This window comes from Rhizobium sp. USDA 4016 (genome assembly GCF_056279705.1).
This window is the reverse complement of sequence record NZ_JBWCCY010000003.1, coordinates 109,368-126,157: the sequence shown is the minus strand read 5'-3', so window position 1 is coordinate 126,157 and position 16,790 is coordinate 109,368. Positions and strand designations below refer to the sequence as shown.

The following is a 16,790-nucleotide window of genomic DNA, read 5'->3' as shown; positions in this document are numbered from 1 at the left end:
CGATGAACGCCCGCGACCCTTGGTCCGCGGGAAACCTGAAACGTCTCGACGCCCTGCGCCGCCGCCTGGCGCGCCAGAAGGAAAAGGTGACCACCATGCCGCAGTCGGCCGAAAAAGTTCTCGACCATGCTCCCCTGTTCCGCGAACCGGAATACAGGCAGATGCTCGCCGAAAAGAAGCTGAATTTCGAATGCCCCCACCCGGACGAGATCGTTACCGATCAACGCGAATACACCAAGACCTGGGAATACCGCGAAAAAAACCTCGCCCGCGAAGCCCTCGTCGTGAACCCGGCCAAGGCCTGCCAGCCGCTCGGCGCCGTGTTCGCGGCCGCAGGCTTCGAGCAGACCATGTCCTTCGTTCATGGCAGCCAGGGCTGCGTTGCCTATTACCGTTCGCATCTGTCGCGGCATTTCAAGGAGCCTTCATCGGCGGTTTCGTCCTCGATGACCGAGGACGCGGCGGTGTTCGGCGGCCTGAAGAACATGGTCGAAGGGCTCGCCAACACCTACGCGCTCTACGACCCGAAGATGATTGCTGTCTCGACCACGTGTATGGCGGAGGTCATCGGTGACGACCTGCATGGCTTCATCGAAAATGCCAAGAGCGAGGGCTCGGTCCCGCTCGACTTCGATGTTCCTTTCGCTCACACCCCCGCTTTCGTCGGCAGCCACGTCGATGGCTATGATGGCATGATCAAGGGCATTCTGGAGAACTTCTGGAAAGGCAGCGCGCGCAAGGAAGTGGCTAAAACCATCAACATCATTCCCGGCTTCGACGGCTTCTGCGTCGGCAACAACCGCGAACTGAAGCGCCTGCTCGACATAATGGGCGTACTCTACATCTTCATCCAGGATGCCTCCGACCAGTTCGACACACCGTCGGACGGTATGTACCGCATGTATGACGGCGGCACGAAGATCGAGGACGTGAAGACGGCATTAAACGCCGAAGCGACACTGTCGCTGCAGCACTATAACACCCGCAAAACACTGGAATATTGCAACGAGGTCGGACAGGCGACGGCCTCCTTCCACTATCCGCTGGGTGTCAAGGCGACCGACGAATTCCTGATGAAGGTCTCGGAGATTTCCGGCAAGGAAATCCCCGGGACAATCGGCCTGGAGCGCGGCCGACTTGTGGACGCTATGGCCGATAGCCAGGCCTGGCTGCACGGTAAGAAATACGGGATCTACGGCGATCCTGACTTCGTCTACGCCGTGGCCCGGTTCGTCATGGAAACCGGCGGCGAGCCGACCCACTGCCTCGCCACCAACGGCACATCGGCCTGGGAAGCCGAGATGAAGGAACTGCTCGCATCCTCGCCCTTCGGCAAGGATGCCCAGGTCTGGGCGGGCAAGGACCTCTGGGCGCTACGCTCGCTGCTCTTCACCGAACCGGTGGACCTGCTGATCGGCAATTCCTATGGCAAGTATCTCGAGCGCGACACCGGCACGCCGTTGATCCGGCTGACGTTTCCGATCTTCGACCGGCACCATCACCACCGTTTCCCGCTCATGGGCTATCAGGGCGGACTGCGCGTTCTGACGACGATCCTCGACAAGATCTTCGACAAGCTCGATCGCGAGACGAGCGAGCCGGGTGTGACGGACTATTCTTATGACCTGACTCGCTAAGAGCGGCGGTCGGCCTTGCGAAGGCCGACCGCCTTCATTTGGACTTGGAGACCGGCGCAATGCCCTCGCTCACTGCTAAAATCCAGGATGTTTTCAACGAGCCCGCCTGCGAGACAAACCGCAGCAAGGATGCCAAGGCGCGTAAAAGCGGCTGTTCTAAGCCGCTGACCCCCGGGGCGGCAGCCGGCGGCTGTGCCTTTGATGGCGCCAAGATCGTGCTGCAGCCGATCACCGACGTCGCGCATCTCATCCATGCGCCGCTCGCCTGCGAGGGCAATTCCTGGGACAACCGCGGCGCGGTTTCGTCCGGGCCGATGCTTTGGCGCACAAGCTTCACAACCGACCTCACCGAACTCGACGTGGTGATGGGGCAGGGGGAGCGGAAGCTTTTCAAAGCCATTCGCGAAATCAAGGAAGCGTATGCGCCGCCGGCGATCTTCGTCTATTCGACCTGCGTAACGGCGCTGATCGGCGACGACATCGAAGCCGTCTGCCAGCGCGCTGCGGAAAAGTTCGGCGTGCCGGTGGTGCCGGTCAATGCGCCGGGCTTCGTCGGCTCGAAGAATCTTGGAAACAAGCTTGCCGGCGAGGCGCTGCTCGATCATGTCATCGGCACGGTGGAACCTGACGACGCTGGGCCTTACGATATCAATATCCTTGGCGAATTCAACCTTTCCGGCGAGTTCTGGCTGGTCAAGCCGCTCCTTGATCGCCTCGGCATCCGGGTGCGCGCCTGCATTCCGGGCGACGCGCGCTACCTCGATATTGCCTCAGCGCACCGCGCCCGGGCGTCGATGTTGGTGTGCTCGACGGCGCTAATCAATCTCGCCCGCCAGATGGAGGAGCGCTGGGACATCCCTTTCTTTGAAGGCTCCTTCTACGGCATCACCGACACCTCGGAATCGCTCCGGCAGATTGCTGAGCTGCTCGTGAAGAAGGGCGCCAATCCGGAAATCCTTAAGCGCACCGAGGCATTGATCGCGCAGGAGGAGGCGATCGCGTGGGAGAAGCTCGCAGCATACCGGCCGAGGCTCGAAGGCAAGCGCGTGTTGCTCAATACCGGCGGTGTGAAGTCCTGGTCGGTCGTCCATGCGCTGATGGAGATCGGCATCGAGATCGTCGGCACCTCGGTCAAGAAATCGACCGTCGAAGACAAGGAACGTATCAAGCAAATTCTCAAGGACGAGAACCACATGTTCGAGTCGATGGCGCCGCGCGAGCTTTACAACATGCTCTCGGACCATAAAGCCGACATCATGCTGTCGGGCGGGCGCACGCAATTCATCGCGCTGAAGGCCAAGACACCCTGGCTCGATATCAACCAGGAGCGTCACCATCCCTATGCCGGCTATGACGGCATGGTGGAACTCGTACGCCAGATCGACCTTGCCATTCACAATCCGATCTGGAGTGAGGTGCGGGAGCCGGCACCGTGGGAGTGCCAGCCCGATGTAGAGGAAGAACTGCCGAGTGTGCAGAGCGAGACCGAGACTGCGTACGCTTTCCAGGAATTTGTCGGCACGGTCGCCGACGGCTTCGGCAAGCGTTGAGGAAAGACGATGGTCCATATCCTTCCCCAGACCAAAGCAGCTGCGGTCAATCCGCTGAAATCGTCACAGCCGCTCGGTGCCGCGCTCGCCTTTCTTGGGATCGAACGTGCGATACCGCTGTTCCACGGCAGCCAGGGATGCACCAGCTTCGCGCTGGTACTTTTCGTGCGGCACTTCAAGGAAGCCATCCCGTTGCAGACAACGGCGATGGACGAGGTGGCGACGATCCTCGGCGGCATGGATCATCTGGAAGAAGCACTCCTCAACCTAAAGACTCGAACGAACCCGAAGCTGATCGGGGTCTGCACCACGGCGCTGGTCGAAACCCGTGGCGAAGATTTCGCAAGGGATCTTGCGACCATCAGGCTGATGCGTGCGAATGAACTCGCAGATACGGAGATCGTACTGGCCAACACGCCTGATTTCGACGGCGCAATCGAGGAGGGCTGGGCCACGGCTGTCACCGCCATGATTGAACGGATTACACGCCACGGCGAGCAGGCGCGGCAATCGAAGAAGATCGCGATCCTGCCCGGCTGGAACCTTACTGTGGCCGATATTGAGCATTTGCGCGAGATGGTGGAAAGCTTCGGGCTCAAGCCGGTTATCCTACCGGACGTCTCCGGCTCGCTCGACGGTACGGTGCCCGACGACCGTTGGGTGCCGACGACCTATGGCGGCACCCGCGTCGAGGACATCCAAGAGCTTGGCACGGCGGTGGTGTGTATTGCGATCGGCGAGCATATGCGTCGCCCGGCAGAGCTGCTGCAGACGCAGACCGGAGTGCCTTACGCATTATTCAAGTCGCTGACGGGATTGAAGGGAACCGACCGGTTCGTCGCGCTGCTTTCTAAGATTTCCGGTGCGCCGGTGCCAGCAAATATCCGCCGTCGGCGGGCGCAGCTGCAGGACGCATTGCTCGACGGGCATTTCCATTTCGGTGGCAAGAAGATTGCAATCGCCGCCGAGCCGGACCAACTCTACCAACTCGCCACCTTCTTCACCGGCATGGGCGCCGAGATCACGGCGGCCGTCACCACGACCGGCACCTCGAAAATTCTCGAGGCAATGCCGACTGAATCGCTGCAAGTCGGCGATCTTGGCGATCTCGAAGGTCTTGCCGTCGGCGCTGATCTTCTCGTCACGCATTCGCATGGACGTCAGGCGTCCGACCGCCTTGGCATTCCCCTCATGCGTGTCGGCTTCCCAATTTTTGACCGCATCGGCAGCCAGCACAAGCTCACAATCCTCTATCAGGGAACGCGCGACCTGATTTTCGATGTTGCTAACATCTTCCAGGCCGACCAGCGCGCGCCGACGCCTGAATCACTTGATCCATTTCGTAACCGAGAAATGTCGAGATGACCGCCCGTCGCCTCTCCCTCGTCCCCGACGGAGGTCACTCACCGGCCCCGGAACGGAAAGCTGGCGCGTTGCGCGTAGCAATCGCCACCCGAGATATGAAAATCCTCGACGCCCATTTCGGGTCGGCGACGCGCTTTGCCATCTATGACGTGAGCCCTAACGACTGGAAACTCGTGGAAGTCTTGGACTTCGAAGATGTCACCGAGGAGAGCGGGAAGCACCGGAGCGAGGGCGATGACCGCATTACCGTGAAAGTGGAGGCGTTGAAGGGCTGTCACCTGCTATTTTGTCTGGCCATCGGCGGGCCTTCGGCAGCCAAGGTTGTTTCGGCAAAAATCCACCCGATCAAAGTGCCGCAGCCTCAATCCATCGAAGACGTGCTGTCGAGAACCCGGGCGATGCTCCGGACGGCTCCTCCGCCCTGGTTGCGCAAGGTGCTAACGGAAGCAGGCGCCGCCGAAAAGAAATCCTTCGAGGATGAGGACTGAACGATGAGAACACCGTCTGTTACCCCGGTTTTCCCTCTTGTTAATGAGGATACGGCCCTTGCCGCCCCTTTCCTCAGATGCCTCATACGGCTGATCCGCGCTCAGGACACCCATGGGGCGTGGGAAGGCAAATCGGAGGCTGACCTGCTGGCCGACTTCATCCTCACCAAGGAGCAGCGTCGTAAGATCCCGATCATCGGCGATCCCGATCCGGACGTGTTTTGGAGGCTCCAGATTTTTTACACCTGCGTGGGACTTGCGATCGAGGAGCGCTCCGGCCTGGTGGCTTCGCCGATCATGATGATCAGCCATGAGGGCTTTGGCCGCGTGGTTCTCACGACCGGGCGGTTGGTCGTTTTGTCGAAGACCCTGCGCGACGTCCACCGGTTCGGCTTTGAGACGCTTGGCAAACTCGCCGAGGCAGGCACGAAAATGGTCGACGATGCGACCGCAGCCATCGAAGTCTATCCCGACGTGGCGCGGGCGTAATGGGCCTGGTTTTCGAGGGAGTAGGTCATGTCAGACTTTGAGGAACTGCAGAAGAAGGTCCGCAAGCTGCAGTCGCGGGCGGGCAATGCGAAGATGGAATTGCACGACCTCGCCGAGGATCTTCCGATCAACTGGACTAGAATCAAGACTGTCGCACGGAAAACGTTCGACGCCTTTGCCGAGTTGGAAAGGGCGAAGGAAGAGCTTTCCACGTTGGAGAATTCACGATGACCGGCCGTTTCGTCACGCGCGATGGCTCCAGCTGGGTGCCGGAGTATCTGACCGCCATCGATGGCACAACCTGCATCGGTTGTGGCCGCTGCTTCAAAGTCTGCTCGCGCGAGGTCATGCACCTTTACGGCATCAATGACGTGGGTGAAATCCTTGGCATCTGCGACGGCGAGGACGACGATTTCGATGGTGAGCTCAATCGTATGATCATGGTCATCGACCATGCCGGCCGCTGCATCGGCTGCGGAGCCTGCGCCCGCGTCTGCCCGAAGAACTGCCAGACCCATGTTGCGGCAGACAAGGTTGCTGCGTGATCTTGCCAACAAATCAGGAGAACGGCGTTGCCCTTGAGAATCTTTTGCCACCTCCTGCTGCTCGTCGTGAGCGCCAGCGCTCTAACGAGCTACTTCGTCTCCCATTCCATCCGCAATGTAATCGTCACAACGATGGGTACTTGGCTCCTTCTTCAAGTGGCGTATTTCGCAAGCGTGCTCTTTCTGATCTGGCGGTCTAGCCGCGCTCAAAGCGATCGCCAAAGGGCTAAGCGATTCGATGATTGCCAGGAAGGTCGCTATCAAACGCAAGCCTATCACGAGGACGACAAATGAATGCTCAGACGCGCTCCAACTGGGTCAAACGCTCCGCGTATCGGCGCTCCCCTAGGTGGCTTTCTCTATTACTCCTCGGCTCACGATAAGACGGCGTTACTGTTACCGTATTTGCGATTACCTAGAAGGATGACAGGATGAATGAGACTATTCGCGATTTGCTGGCCAAGTGTGGTGCGCTCCCCGTCACGGTGGGTCAGATTGCCGACGACGCCGATCTTTATGCGGCGGGGCTGTCTTCCTTTGCGACGGTGCAACTCATGCTCGGCATCGAAGAGGCTTTCGATATCGAGTTTCCCGACAATCTGCTGAACCGCAAATCCTTTGCCAGCATCGTCGCCATCGAAAAGACGGTTGGCATGATCCTGGATAGCCGAAAGGTCGTGTGATGAACATCGCGGGCGCTTCGATTGAAGCCAGGGCCGGAGACACGGCGGCGGTGCGCGCCGCACGCGTCGCGGCGATCGCCGGCAAATATGCTGATGCAGTCGATGCCGAAGGCCGTTTCCCGCGCGAGGCTGTGGATGCGATGTGCGCCGAAAGGCTGCTTTCGATCCAGGTCCCCGCCGATCTTGGCGGGGAGGGTGCGTCGATCACCGAGATCGCCGAGCTTTGCTCGATCCTCGGTAAGGCCTGCGCGAGCAGCGCGATGGTTTTCGCCATGCACCAGATCAAGCTGTCGAGTCTGGTCGAACACGGCGCCGGCAGTGACTGGCACCGCGATTTCATGCGCCGTATCGCTAAAGAACAGCTTCTGCTGGCCTCGGCGACGACGGAAGGTGGGATCGGCGGCAATCTGCGAAACAGCATCTGCGCCATAAAGGTCGAGGACGGCACCTGCATTCTGGAGAAGGATGCGACCGTCATCTCCTATGGCGCCCATGCCGATGCGATTCTGATCACCTCGCGCAGCCATGCCGAGGCGGCCTCGTCCGACCAGGTGCTGACGGTTTTCCTCAAGGGCCAATACCGGCTTGAGCGCACGCTCGAGTGGAACACGCTCGGCATGCGCGGCACCTGCTCCGACGGCTTCCTCTTCAAGGGCGAGGCGCCGGCAGCACAGATCCTGCCGAAGCCATTCGCCGAGATCGCCGCGGAGTCGATGCTGGCAAGCTCGCATCTTCTCTGGAGCGCTGTCTGGTACGGCATTGCCGCCGATGCCGCCGCCCGTGCTCAGGCTTTCGTGCGTGCTGCCGCCCGCAAATCGCCCGGCACGCCGCCGCCCGGCGCGCTGCGTCTGGCGGAGGTTTCCAGCCTGCTGCAGATGGTGAAATCCAATGTCCTCGCCGGGGTGAAAATCTATGAAGAGGCGAAGGCCGATGCCGACCGGCTGTCCTCGATGGCCTTTGCCGTCGCCATGAACAACGTCAAGATCGCATCGTCGGAGATGATCCTGCCGATCATCAACCACGCCATGTTGATCTGCGGCATCATGGGCTACAAGAACGGCACACCCTATAGCCTCGGCCGCCATCTGCGCGACGCGCATTCCGCTCAATTGATGATCTCGAACGACCGCATTCTCGGCAATACGTCGACCATGCTGCTCGTCCATAAGCAAGGCACCAGCCTGTTGGGGTAATCGTTATGGATATACAAACATCGTTTCTCGACCGCCTTTTCAAATCCGGTCTTCTGATCGACACCGGCGTTGATGGCCTCTATGGCCGCAGCGGTCAGTTCGAAGATGTGATCTCTGCCTTTGAGCGCCTGATCGACAAATTCGGCGGTGCGGATGGCGCAGAAGCCATGCACTTCCCGCCAGGCATGAATCGCGCCTTTTTTGAGGCGAGCGGCTACATGAAGAGCTTTCCGCAGCTCGCCGGCACCGTGCACAGCTTCTGCGGCAGCGAGTTCGACCACACGAGCCTGCTGAAATGCATAGAAGTCGGCGAAGACTGGACGAAAGACCAGGAGGCGACCGATATCGTGCTGACGCCGGCGGCCTGCTATCCGCTCTACCCGACCGTCGCGAAACGCGGTCCCCTGCCGGAGAGCGGCGCGCTGTTCGACCTGCAATCCTATTGCTTCCGCCATGAGCCTTCCAAGGACCCGGCCCGCCAGCAGCTGTTCCGCATGCGCGAATATGTCTGCATGGGCACCGAAAGCCACGTCACGGATTTCCGCCAGATATGGATGGACCGCGGCCTCGAGATGATGAAGGCTGTCGGCCTCGACGTCGTCATCGATGTCGCCAACGATCCGTTCTTTGGCCGCGCCGGCAAGATGCTCGCCAGTAACCAGCGCGACCAGAACCTGAAATTCGAGCTGCTGATCCCGATCACCTCATCCGCCAATCCGACCGCCTGTATGAGCTTCAACTATCATCAGGATGCGTTCGGCGCGAAATGGGGCCTGAATTTCGCTGACGGCAGTGTCGCGCATACGGCCTGCGTCGCCTTCGGTCTGGAGCGGATCGCGCTGGCGCTGTTTCATCATCATGGGCTCGATACCGCGGAATGGCCCGAGAGCGTGCGCAAGGCGCTGTGGGGCTGATCATGGCTTCCGTTTTCAGGGACCTCGATCCCGCCACCCATAAGCCACACGCGCTGCACGCCAGCGAGCGCATGTGGCCGGAAACCAACTGCTATATCGACCTCTGGATCGAAGTGCTGAACACGCTCAGGCTGCCGGTTGAAGCAATGCTCGCCTTTACGCTGACGCAGGATTTCGAAGGCGATCAGTTTACCTTCTTCAAGGTGCCGCTCGATGATCTCGAAGCGCTCTATGGCATTCGCTGCACGGAACTGGCGATCTACGACAAGGTCGAGCGCCATGTCCTCGAGCAGATCGGCCGAGGCCGGCTCTGCCTGGTCGAAATGGATTCCTTCTACATGCCGGACACGCAGGGCGTCGGCTATCGCCGGGAGCACGGCAAGACGACCGTTGCCATCAACCGGCTCGATATGGCGGGCCGCGAACTCGACTACTTCCACAATGGTGGCTTTTTCCGGCTCTCAGGCGATGACTTCAACGGACTGTTCCACCTGCACCTTACGGACGAGGATCTGCCCTTCCTGCCTTATACCGAGTTCGCGAAGTTTCCGGACAGCGCACCAGGTGAGGCTGCCATCCGGCAGACATCCCGTCAGCTTCTGGCCTTCCATTTTCGCCGCCGTCCGGTCGCCAATCCCATCCGCGCCTTCGCGGCGGTTTTTCCGGCGCAGGTTGAAGTGATGGCCGAGCGGTCGTTCGGCTTCTTTCATAAGTATGCCTTCAACACGCTGCGCCAGCTCGGGGCCAATTTCGAGCTGGCGGGCAGTCATCTCGATTGGCTGTCGGCGGATTTCGCCGAGGCGGCTTTTGAGGCACGACGAATTTCGGAAGTGGCAAAATCGGTGCAGTTTCAGCTTGCCCGAGCCGTGACGCGCAAGAGATTCGAGCCGTTGCAGACGGCGCTTGAGCCGGCCGCGGATGCATGGGATGCCATGATGGCGCTGCTTGAATAATCGCTTTAGTTGAAAATGATCTCGTCCAAAAAGTCGCTTTGCACTTTTGGGATCATGTTTTGAACTGGGGATCCAATGCAAGGGCGTTTGGCTGATATCAGCGGCAACACGCTGCAGGTCGAAGGGTGGAATCTGGTTCTGACGGATGCAGGCGCCTGCGCCTCGCCTTCGGACCTGTCGCTTTCGGCCGTCATCCCGGCGCCGGTGCCGGGCACTGTGGCGGAAGCGCTGGAAAAGGCCGGGCTCTTCGACCGGGAACATCCGCATCCGTTGAACGACCGCGATGCCTGGTATCTCTGCCGGTTGGTCGATGCCAATGCCGGCAATGCCGTCTTGCGGCTGGAAGGTCTGGCAACGCTCTGCGAAGTCTTCCTGAACGGCCGGAAAATTCTCAAATCCGAGAGCATGTTCGAAACGCATGATCTTGCCGTTCACCTGCATGGCGGCGACGAACTGGCGTTGTGCTTCCGGGCGCTGCAGGCGCGCCTTGGCGAACCTGGCCCTCGGGCCCGCTGGCGCCCGCAGATGATTACGCCGCAGGGACTGCGGCTGGTGCGCACAACGCTGCTCGGCCATATGCCTGGCTGGTGCCCGGAAATACAGGCCGTCGGGCCCTGGCGGCCGGTGTCGCTGCTGCATCCGCATGAGCCCATCGTTCGCGACCTTTCGTTGCGGCCTGATCTGCTGGAGGATGGCGAGGGACGGCTTTATGCCTCGCTTTCGATCGAAGGGTGTGTCAGCGAGGTTACCCTTCGCTGCGGCGAAATCGAACAGGCCTTCGAGCGGGACAGCCACGGCCGCTGCGCTGCGATCCTGAAGATCCCTGGCGTGACGCCATGGTGGCCGCGCACGCATGGAATACCACACCTCCATGAGGTCACGCTGATCATCGATGACGTCGAGCATCCGCTCGGACGCACCGGCTTTCGCCGGCTGGCGATCGATCGCGGCGCCGATGGCCGGGATTTCGGCCTGATGGTCAACGGCGAACGCATCTTCTGTCGTGGCGCGGTCTGGACCACGGCCGATATCGTGCGGCTGCCCGGCGGCCGCGACGATTATGAGCCGTGGCTGGGGCTGGCGGCGGAGGCCGACATGAACATGGTTCGCATCGGCGGCACCATGGCCTATGAGACGCCGGATTTCTTCCGCCTCTGCGATGAGTTCGGCCTGCTGGTCTGGCAGGATTTCATGTTCGCCAATTTCGACTATCCGAAAAGCGACAAGGCCTTGAACGCCCACGTCGAGGCGGAAGTGTCGCAGTTTCTTTCCGCCACGCGGCTGTCGCCATCACTCGCCGTCGTTTGCGGCGGCAGCGAAATCCATCAGCAGGCTGCGATGCTCGGCCTGCCGGAGCGATTGTGGGCGAGCCCGATCGTGGAGGAGATCATCCCGGCGATTGCCCGATCGCTTCGGCCGGATGTCCCCTATGTCGTCAATTCGCCCTTCGGCGGCGCCATGCCGTTTTCTCCGAATGAAGGGGTGACGCATTATTATGGCGTCGGAGCCTATATGCGTCCTCTCGATGACTCACGCCGCGCTGATGTCCGCTTTGCTGCGGAAAGCTTGGGTTTCGCGCATGTACCGCAGGCCCGGACGCTGTCGCGGCATCTGTCGGTTCCTCCAGTCCAAAGTCCGCTATGGAAGGAGCGTGTGCCGCGCGATCGTGGCGCCTCCTGGGATTTCGAGGATGTGCGCGATCATTATCTCCGCGAGCTCTATGGTTTCGAGTCGGATCGGCTGCGCCGGGAGGATCCCGATCTCTATCTTGCTCTGTCGCAGGCGGTCACCGGCGAAGTCGCGGAAGTGACTTATGCGGAGTGGCGGCGGCAGGGTTCGGGCTGCAACGGCGCGCTGGTCTGGAACCTGCAGGATTTATTGCCCGGCCCCGGCTGGGGCGTGATCGATTCGACCGGGGAACCGAAGCCAATATGGTATGCGCTGCGCCGCGCCTTCCGGCCCGTGCAGGTGCTCTTCACCGACGAAGGCACCAACGGCCTTGATGTTCATGTGATCAACGAGAGCAATGTGACGCTCGAACTCGATCTCGAGGTCCGCTGCCTGCGCGATGGCTGGCAAAAAGTGGTGAGCGGCATGCTTGGCCTCTCGATCGAAGCCCGCGCCAAGCGCAAGATCGCCTGCACCGATCTCTTCGGCGCCTTCTTCGACACTACCTATGCCTTCCGCTTCGGCCCGCCGTCGCATGACGTTACGGTAGCGCGTCTCACAGCGCCGGAGACCGAGGCGTTGATCGCCGAAGCTTTCTATTTCCCATCGGGCAGGACAAAAGCCTTTCATGAGGCCGAAATCACGGCCTCCGTTGCGCAGCAGGACGATCACTGGTTCCTTGATCTGCGCAGCGACCGGCTGGCACAATCGGTACAGGTCGATCTTGAAGCCTATCGGGCGGAGGATGATTGGTTCCACTTGCCGCCGGGTGCGATGCGGCGGCTGAGGCTTCATCCGAGAGCTGGAACGTCTGCGGAGACTGTTCCAACCGGTCAGATCAGAACCCTGGGTAGCCGGCGAGTAGTCGAAGTCTGATTAAGGTACGTCACTGGAGAGAACATTGCTGAAAAAGTTCGAACGATACCCGCTGACCTTCGGACCTACGCCCATTGAGAAGCTCGACCGCCTCGGCAAGCACCTAGGGGGAAAGGTGGAAATCTACGCCAAACGCGAGGACTGCAACTCCGGTCTCGCGTTCGGCGGAAATAAGCTTCGCAAGCTGGAATACATCATCCCCGCTGCGATCGCGTCGAAAGCCGATACGCTTGTCTCGATCGGCGGCGTGCAGTCCAACCACACGCGGATGGTCGCGGCGGTCGCCGCCAAGATCGGCATGAAATGCGTGCTTGTCCAAGAGAGCTGGGTACCACATGAAGATGCCGTTTACGACCGAGTCGGTAACATTCTCTTGAGCCGTATCATGGGAGCAGAGGTGCGGCTGGTCGATGAGGGCTTTGACATCGGCATCCGCGGCAGTTGGGAAGAGGCACTCGATGAGGTCAAGTCAAGAGGAGGTAGACCCTACGCAATACCAGCCGGGGCATCCGTTCACACATTGGGTGGTCTCGGCTACGTTGGCTTCGCGGAGGAAGTCCGTGCACAGGAGAAGCAGCTTGGATTTGCCTTCGACTATATCGTGGCTTGCACGGTGACGGGTTCGACGCAAGCTGGCATGGTGGTCGGGTTCGCCGGAGACCGGCGACAGCGCATCGTGATCGGGATCGATGCCTCGGCAACCCCCGCCCAAGCCAAGGCGCAGGTTCTAAAGATTGCCCGGCATACTGCAACGCTCGTTGACCTCGACACGGAAATCGACGACGACGACGTGCTTCTGCTCGAGGGATATGCGTATCCCAGTTATGGCATTCCGTCAGAGGAAACGAAGGAGGCCATCCGCTTGTGCGCGCAGCTGGAGGGCATGATCATCGATCCGGTCTACGAGGGCAAATCAATGCAAGGGATGGTCGATCTCGTGCAGAAGGGCTTTTTTCCAGAAGGATCGAAGGTCCTCTATGCGCATCTGGGTGGCGCTCCGGCGATCAACGGTTACAGCTATGGCTTTCGCAACGGCTGACGCCAGGCGATCTTGCGGCGAATGCACGCGCTATGCGGTCGCACTGCTCCACGAAGGTAGCCTTGCGAGTCACGGAAATCAGCATTTTAGAGCCGACGTCGGTCTGAGTGACAGGGCACCTGCAACAAATAGTACAGTATGCAGAATGTTTTCTGTGTGATGCACAGCGGGTGTATTCAATACTACCCCTACCGAACCTAGTAGTTTTTGATGATTCCATCATCACATAGAGTGTGGGGGTGATCGTCCACCATAAGTCAGAAGCCTGACACAGCCTCCATAGGAGCAGTGAACATAGCCACGCGGGCAGCGAGCTGCCCGGAACTGCCCTCTGGAGGTCGAGTATCATGAGAGCCTTAGATATTTCTATCATTGGAGCCACGGGGGCCGTCGGAGCTGAACTGATCAAGTTGCCGGAATCGAGCCAGCTTCCGGTCTCTCGTTTGCGGTTGCTAGCGTCCCGCACCTCGGTCGGTCGCCAAACAAGGTTTCGAGATGAAATCTGCATCGTGGAGCCCCTCGACGAGATCGACGATACCCAAGCCGATATCGCATTCTTTTCAGCAGGGGGCGCGATAAGCGCCAAATATGGCCCTCTGTTCGCAGCCCAAGGCGCCCTCGTGATCGACAACTCGAACGCCTTTCGAATGAACCCGGACGTACCACTCCTCGTACCACAAGTTAATCCTGATGCGCTCGCGGTTCGCCCGCATTCGGGGATAGTGGCAAATCCAAACTGTTCCACGATTCAGCTGGTCCGCGCTCTCAGACCATTGGTAACTGAATTTGATGTCCATCAGATCGTTTTGACCACCTTTCAGGCCGCCTTGGGGGGGCGGCCTGAAAGGGATCGACGAGCTATTGGGACGAGAAGCACGTTGCGTGGACGCGCGCCGCCAACCGCGGAGCATTTCCCTTTTCCCCTTGCGTTCAATGTAATACCGCAAGTTGGTGAGATCGCCTCGGAGGGCGTGACTTTAGAAGAGCACAAGCTCGTTCAGGAGTCTCGAAAAATCTTAGGTCTGCCTCATCTGCGGTTAACATCCACCTGCGTTCGAGTTCCCGTAATAAATGGCCATTCGGAGGCGGTGTATCTCGAGCTAGAAGAGCCCATTCACTTCGATAGAGCCCGATGTTCGGCTCTATGCAGACGGAACTCATGAAGGATATCCGACGCCACGCCTTCTCAAAGATCCTACGATTGTTCACGTCGGGCGCGTGAGGGTAAACCCCGAGAATCCGTGCGGGCTCAGGCGCTGGATCGTCGCAGATAATCGTCAGGTTGGAGCGGCGCTTAACGCACTTCTCATCGCAGAGCTTGCAATTTCCAACAACGTGATTGGTGGACAATGAACGCAACGGTTCTGAAATTCGGAGGCTCTAGTTTTCAGCATCCTGAAGACTTCGGTCGAGTCGCTCGGCATTTAGCCGAGCGACTCGCGGCGGGGGAAGACAAAATCGTTGCCGTGGTCAGCGCAATGTCGGGAACGACCGACAACCTCAAATCAGTCATGCTCGGCGTCAACAAGCAAGTAAAACCATCGAACCTCGATGCGGCACTCGCAACCGGAGAGATGCTCAGTGCCTGCCTGTTGGAGGCCGCCGTGAGCCGGCAAGGGATTCCCGTCATGTCTTTAAACGGCTATTCTCTTGGGATACGTACGAATTCAGACTTCGGTCGCGCTTCAATAGAAAGCGTAGATCCTGGTTCAATTGTTGCAGCATTCCAGGAGAATGACATTGTCATTGCCACGGGCGGACAGGCAATTAATCAGTCGGGAAGGTTAACGTTTCTCGGCAGAAATAGCTCTGATCTGACAGCTGTCGTAATTGCCTCCATGTTGGGAGAGCGCTCTTGTGAAATATACTCGGACGTTCCGGGCGTCTATACAGCAGACCCTTATCTTGTGCCAGGAGCGCGACTGATTCCGAAGATTGGCTATGGGACAATCGCACGAATGTCGAGATATGGCGCAAAAGTACTGCACCACAGGGCGGTGGAGCATGCCGAAAACCACTCGGTCACCATTGCTTGCAAATCGCTCACCAGCGACGGAGTAGTTAGTGGCACAATTGTCACAGGGCATGGGAACGCCCCTTCCGTGACACTGGCTCGCGACGCAGCGGTGTTATCGTGCGGCAGCCTTGCGGAACGCAACAAGCTCCGGGCGCTTCTTGATCAGGAGGACATCAGCGCAATCTGTACGGAGGACAACCGCGGGGCCGGAATATGCATTTTAAACGACGTTGATTTTGCCCTTCGGATTGTCGCGCTGACCGGCAATCGCTCGGTTTCCGTTGGTTCAAGAACCGCAGTGACTGAGCTAGATTCTTCAACGTTGCGCATCTATTTGGAAGACGATTATACGCGGGCGATTTCCCGGGCGCGCGAGATCCATGAACGAATCTATCCCGGAACAGACGGCGAACCAGTTGCGCCGAGAGCGGCTAAGCAGCGCTCCGCTCATAGTTCGTTGCTCATCGGTACAAATGAAGCGCCGGAAAATACGCAATAAGTCCAACCGGCGCCGAATCCGATGAGACTGCCCCTTCGTTCTGAAACACTTCGCCCCTAAGGTGAACTGTACGCATACGCGGAAGGCCGCCTTGAGAGATGTCCGGAAACGTAGCTGACTGTTTGTATGGACATTTATACTGACAGTCAGCGTGATAACCGTCTTGAGATTGTCGACACTGGTCGGCGTCGCCGTTTCAGCAAAGAGGTGAAGCTACGGATCGTAGCGGAGAGCCTTTTGGAGCCGGGATTGTGCGCAACGACGGCGCGGCGACATGGGATTTCTCGTTCGCAGCTCTATGAATGGCGCAAGCTGGCGCGTGCGGGCAAGCTGGGCGACATTGAAGCGATTGACGCAGTTGGGGGATTTATCCCGGCGGTTGTCACGACGGAGCCGTTGGCGGGCAAGGCAAGCTCATCAAACGAAAGTCGCATCGAGGTTGTTGCGTTAAACGGCAGGCGGGTGATCGTGGATAGCGCCGTTGATGTCGATGCGCTGCTTCGGATCATGCGCGGACTGGAAACGCTGCGATGATCTCGCTTACCTCCGGTCAAAATGTGCGGGTGTGGATTGCGACCGGCTATACCGACATGCGCTGTGGGTTTCCATCGCTTGCGCTGCGGGTGCAGGAGGTCCTGAAACTGAACCCGCTGGATGGAAATCTTTTCGTTTTTCGAGGGCGTAGCGCCCAATTACCGACATTCTACATACGGTTTTCGTTTTTCGACGATCGCTTATCCTTGGCACCCGATGTTCGGGAGCAAGGTGCAGGTCTCGCCTTTCAGACGCGGCAAGAGCTTGACATGCATCTACACGGATGAGCGGCCCGATCTCTCCCGCGAGTTGCCGAACTGGATGTTCGACCAAAGCTACT

17 protein-coding genes and 1 pseudogene are annotated in these 16,790 nt (G+C 59.3%); all 18 read left to right on the top strand.

The annotated features are described in order from the left end of the window. The first annotated feature begins 95 nt into the window (after window positions 1-95). The 18 genes and pseudogenes from nifK to tnpB all read left to right on the top strand — a co-directional run bounded on the left by nifK (window position 96) and on the right by tnpB (window position 16,737). A complete protein-coding gene (gene nifK, locus ACZ9DP_RS13635; protein ID WP_476202763.1) occupies window positions 96-1,637 on the top strand; it encodes a nitrogenase molybdenum-iron protein subunit beta in 1,542 nt (513 codons plus the stop codon). 59 nt (window positions 1,638-1,696) lie between these two features. After that, window positions 1,697-3,187: a nitrogenase iron-molybdenum cofactor biosynthesis protein NifE gene (gene nifE, locus ACZ9DP_RS13630; protein WP_476202408.1), complete on the top strand. Its 1,491-nt coding sequence runs from the start codon at window positions 1,697-1,699 to the stop codon at window positions 3,185-3,187. A gap of 9 nt (window positions 3,188-3,196) precedes the next feature. Then, the gene (nifN, locus tag ACZ9DP_RS13625; protein WP_476202407.1) at window positions 3,197-4,552 is read left to right on the top strand and encodes a nitrogenase iron-molybdenum cofactor biosynthesis protein NifN; all 1,356 of its coding nucleotides are present in this window, start codon (window positions 3,197-3,199) and stop codon (window positions 4,550-4,552) included. Beyond that, window positions 4,549-5,040 carry a nitrogen fixation protein NifX gene (nifX, locus tag ACZ9DP_RS13620; RefSeq protein WP_476202406.1) on the top strand — a complete coding sequence of 164 codons (492 nt, stop codon included), beginning with the start codon at window positions 4,549-4,551 and terminating at the stop codon, window positions 5,038-5,040. The genes nifN and nifX overlap by 4 nt, the downstream gene beginning before the upstream one ends. 3 nt (window positions 5,041-5,043) lie before the next feature. After that, the gene (locus ACZ9DP_RS13615) at window positions 5,044-5,529 is read left to right on the top strand and encodes a NifX-associated nitrogen fixation protein (protein WP_476202404.1); all 486 of its coding nucleotides are present in this window, start codon (window positions 5,044-5,046) and stop codon (window positions 5,527-5,529) included. A gap of 27 nt (window positions 5,530-5,556) precedes the next feature. Further along, window positions 5,557-5,760 (top strand): CCE_0567 family metalloprotein, encoded by a 204-nt coding sequence (locus tag ACZ9DP_RS13610; RefSeq protein ID WP_476202403.1) that lies wholly within the window; start codon window positions 5,557-5,559, stop codon window positions 5,758-5,760. Continuing rightward, on the top strand, window positions 5,757-6,074 hold the full coding sequence (gene fdxB, locus ACZ9DP_RS13605; protein WP_476202402.1) for a ferredoxin III, nif-specific: 318 nt from the start codon (window positions 5,757-5,759) through the stop codon (window positions 6,072-6,074). Before ACZ9DP_RS13610 ends, fdxB begins: the two co-directional genes overlap by 4 nt. Window positions 6,075-6,140: 66 nt before the next feature. Further along, the gene (locus ACZ9DP_RS13600; protein ID WP_476202762.1) at window positions 6,141-6,368 is read left to right on the top strand and encodes an exopolysaccharide production repressor protein; all 228 of its coding nucleotides are present in this window, start codon (window positions 6,141-6,143) and stop codon (window positions 6,366-6,368) included. A 137-nt stretch (window positions 6,369-6,505) separates the two neighbouring features. Further along, on the top strand, window positions 6,506-6,757 hold the full coding sequence (locus ACZ9DP_RS13595) for an acyl carrier protein (RefSeq protein WP_476202401.1): 252 nt from the start codon (window positions 6,506-6,508) through the stop codon (window positions 6,755-6,757). Further along, window positions 6,757-7,950, top strand: coding sequence for an acyl-CoA dehydrogenase family protein (locus tag ACZ9DP_RS13590; protein ID WP_476202400.1), 1,194 nt, complete (start codon window positions 6,757-6,759; stop codon window positions 7,948-7,950). The genes ACZ9DP_RS13595 and ACZ9DP_RS13590 overlap by 1 nt, the downstream gene beginning before the upstream one ends. 5 nt (window positions 7,951-7,955) lie before the next feature. After that, window positions 7,956-8,864, top strand: coding sequence for an amino acid--[acyl-carrier-protein] ligase (locus ACZ9DP_RS13585; protein ID WP_476202399.1), 909 nt, complete (start codon window positions 7,956-7,958; stop codon window positions 8,862-8,864). Window positions 8,865-8,866: 2 nt separating this feature from the next. Further along, on the top strand, window positions 8,867-9,817 hold the full coding sequence (locus ACZ9DP_RS13580; protein ID WP_476202398.1) for a DUF1839 family protein: 951 nt from the start codon (window positions 8,867-8,869) through the stop codon (window positions 9,815-9,817). A 75-nt stretch (window positions 9,818-9,892) separates the two neighbouring features. Next, entirely contained in the window at window positions 9,893-12,361 is a 2,469-nt protein-coding gene (locus tag ACZ9DP_RS13575) for a glycosyl hydrolase 2 galactose-binding domain-containing protein (RefSeq protein WP_476202396.1), read from the top strand. A 25-nt stretch (window positions 12,362-12,386) separates the two neighbouring features. After that, entirely contained in the window at window positions 12,387-13,400 is a 1,014-nt protein-coding gene (locus tag ACZ9DP_RS13570) for a 1-aminocyclopropane-1-carboxylate deaminase (RefSeq protein WP_476202395.1), read from the top strand. A 347-nt stretch (window positions 13,401-13,747) separates the two neighbouring features. Next, window positions 13,748-14,753, top strand: a pseudogene (locus ACZ9DP_RS13565) (aspartate-semialdehyde dehydrogenase). Further along, complete coding sequence (locus ACZ9DP_RS13560; RefSeq protein WP_476202394.1) at window positions 14,750-15,916, top strand: amino acid kinase family protein; 1,167 nt, start codon at window positions 14,750-14,752, stop codon at window positions 15,914-15,916. The pseudogene ACZ9DP_RS13565 and the gene ACZ9DP_RS13560 overlap by 4 nt, the downstream one beginning before the upstream one ends. Window positions 15,917-16,042: 126 nt before the next feature. Beyond that, entirely contained in the window at window positions 16,043-16,450 is a 408-nt protein-coding gene (gene tnpA / locus ACZ9DP_RS13555) for an IS66-like element accessory protein TnpA (RefSeq protein ID WP_476202393.1), read from the top strand. Beyond that, window positions 16,447-16,737, top strand: a complete 291-nt coding sequence (gene tnpB, locus ACZ9DP_RS13550) for an IS66 family insertion sequence element accessory protein TnpB (protein WP_476202392.1) — start codon at window positions 16,447-16,449, stop codon at window positions 16,735-16,737. The genes tnpA and tnpB overlap by 4 nt, the downstream gene beginning before the upstream one ends. Window positions 16,738-16,790 lie beyond the last annotated feature (53 nt).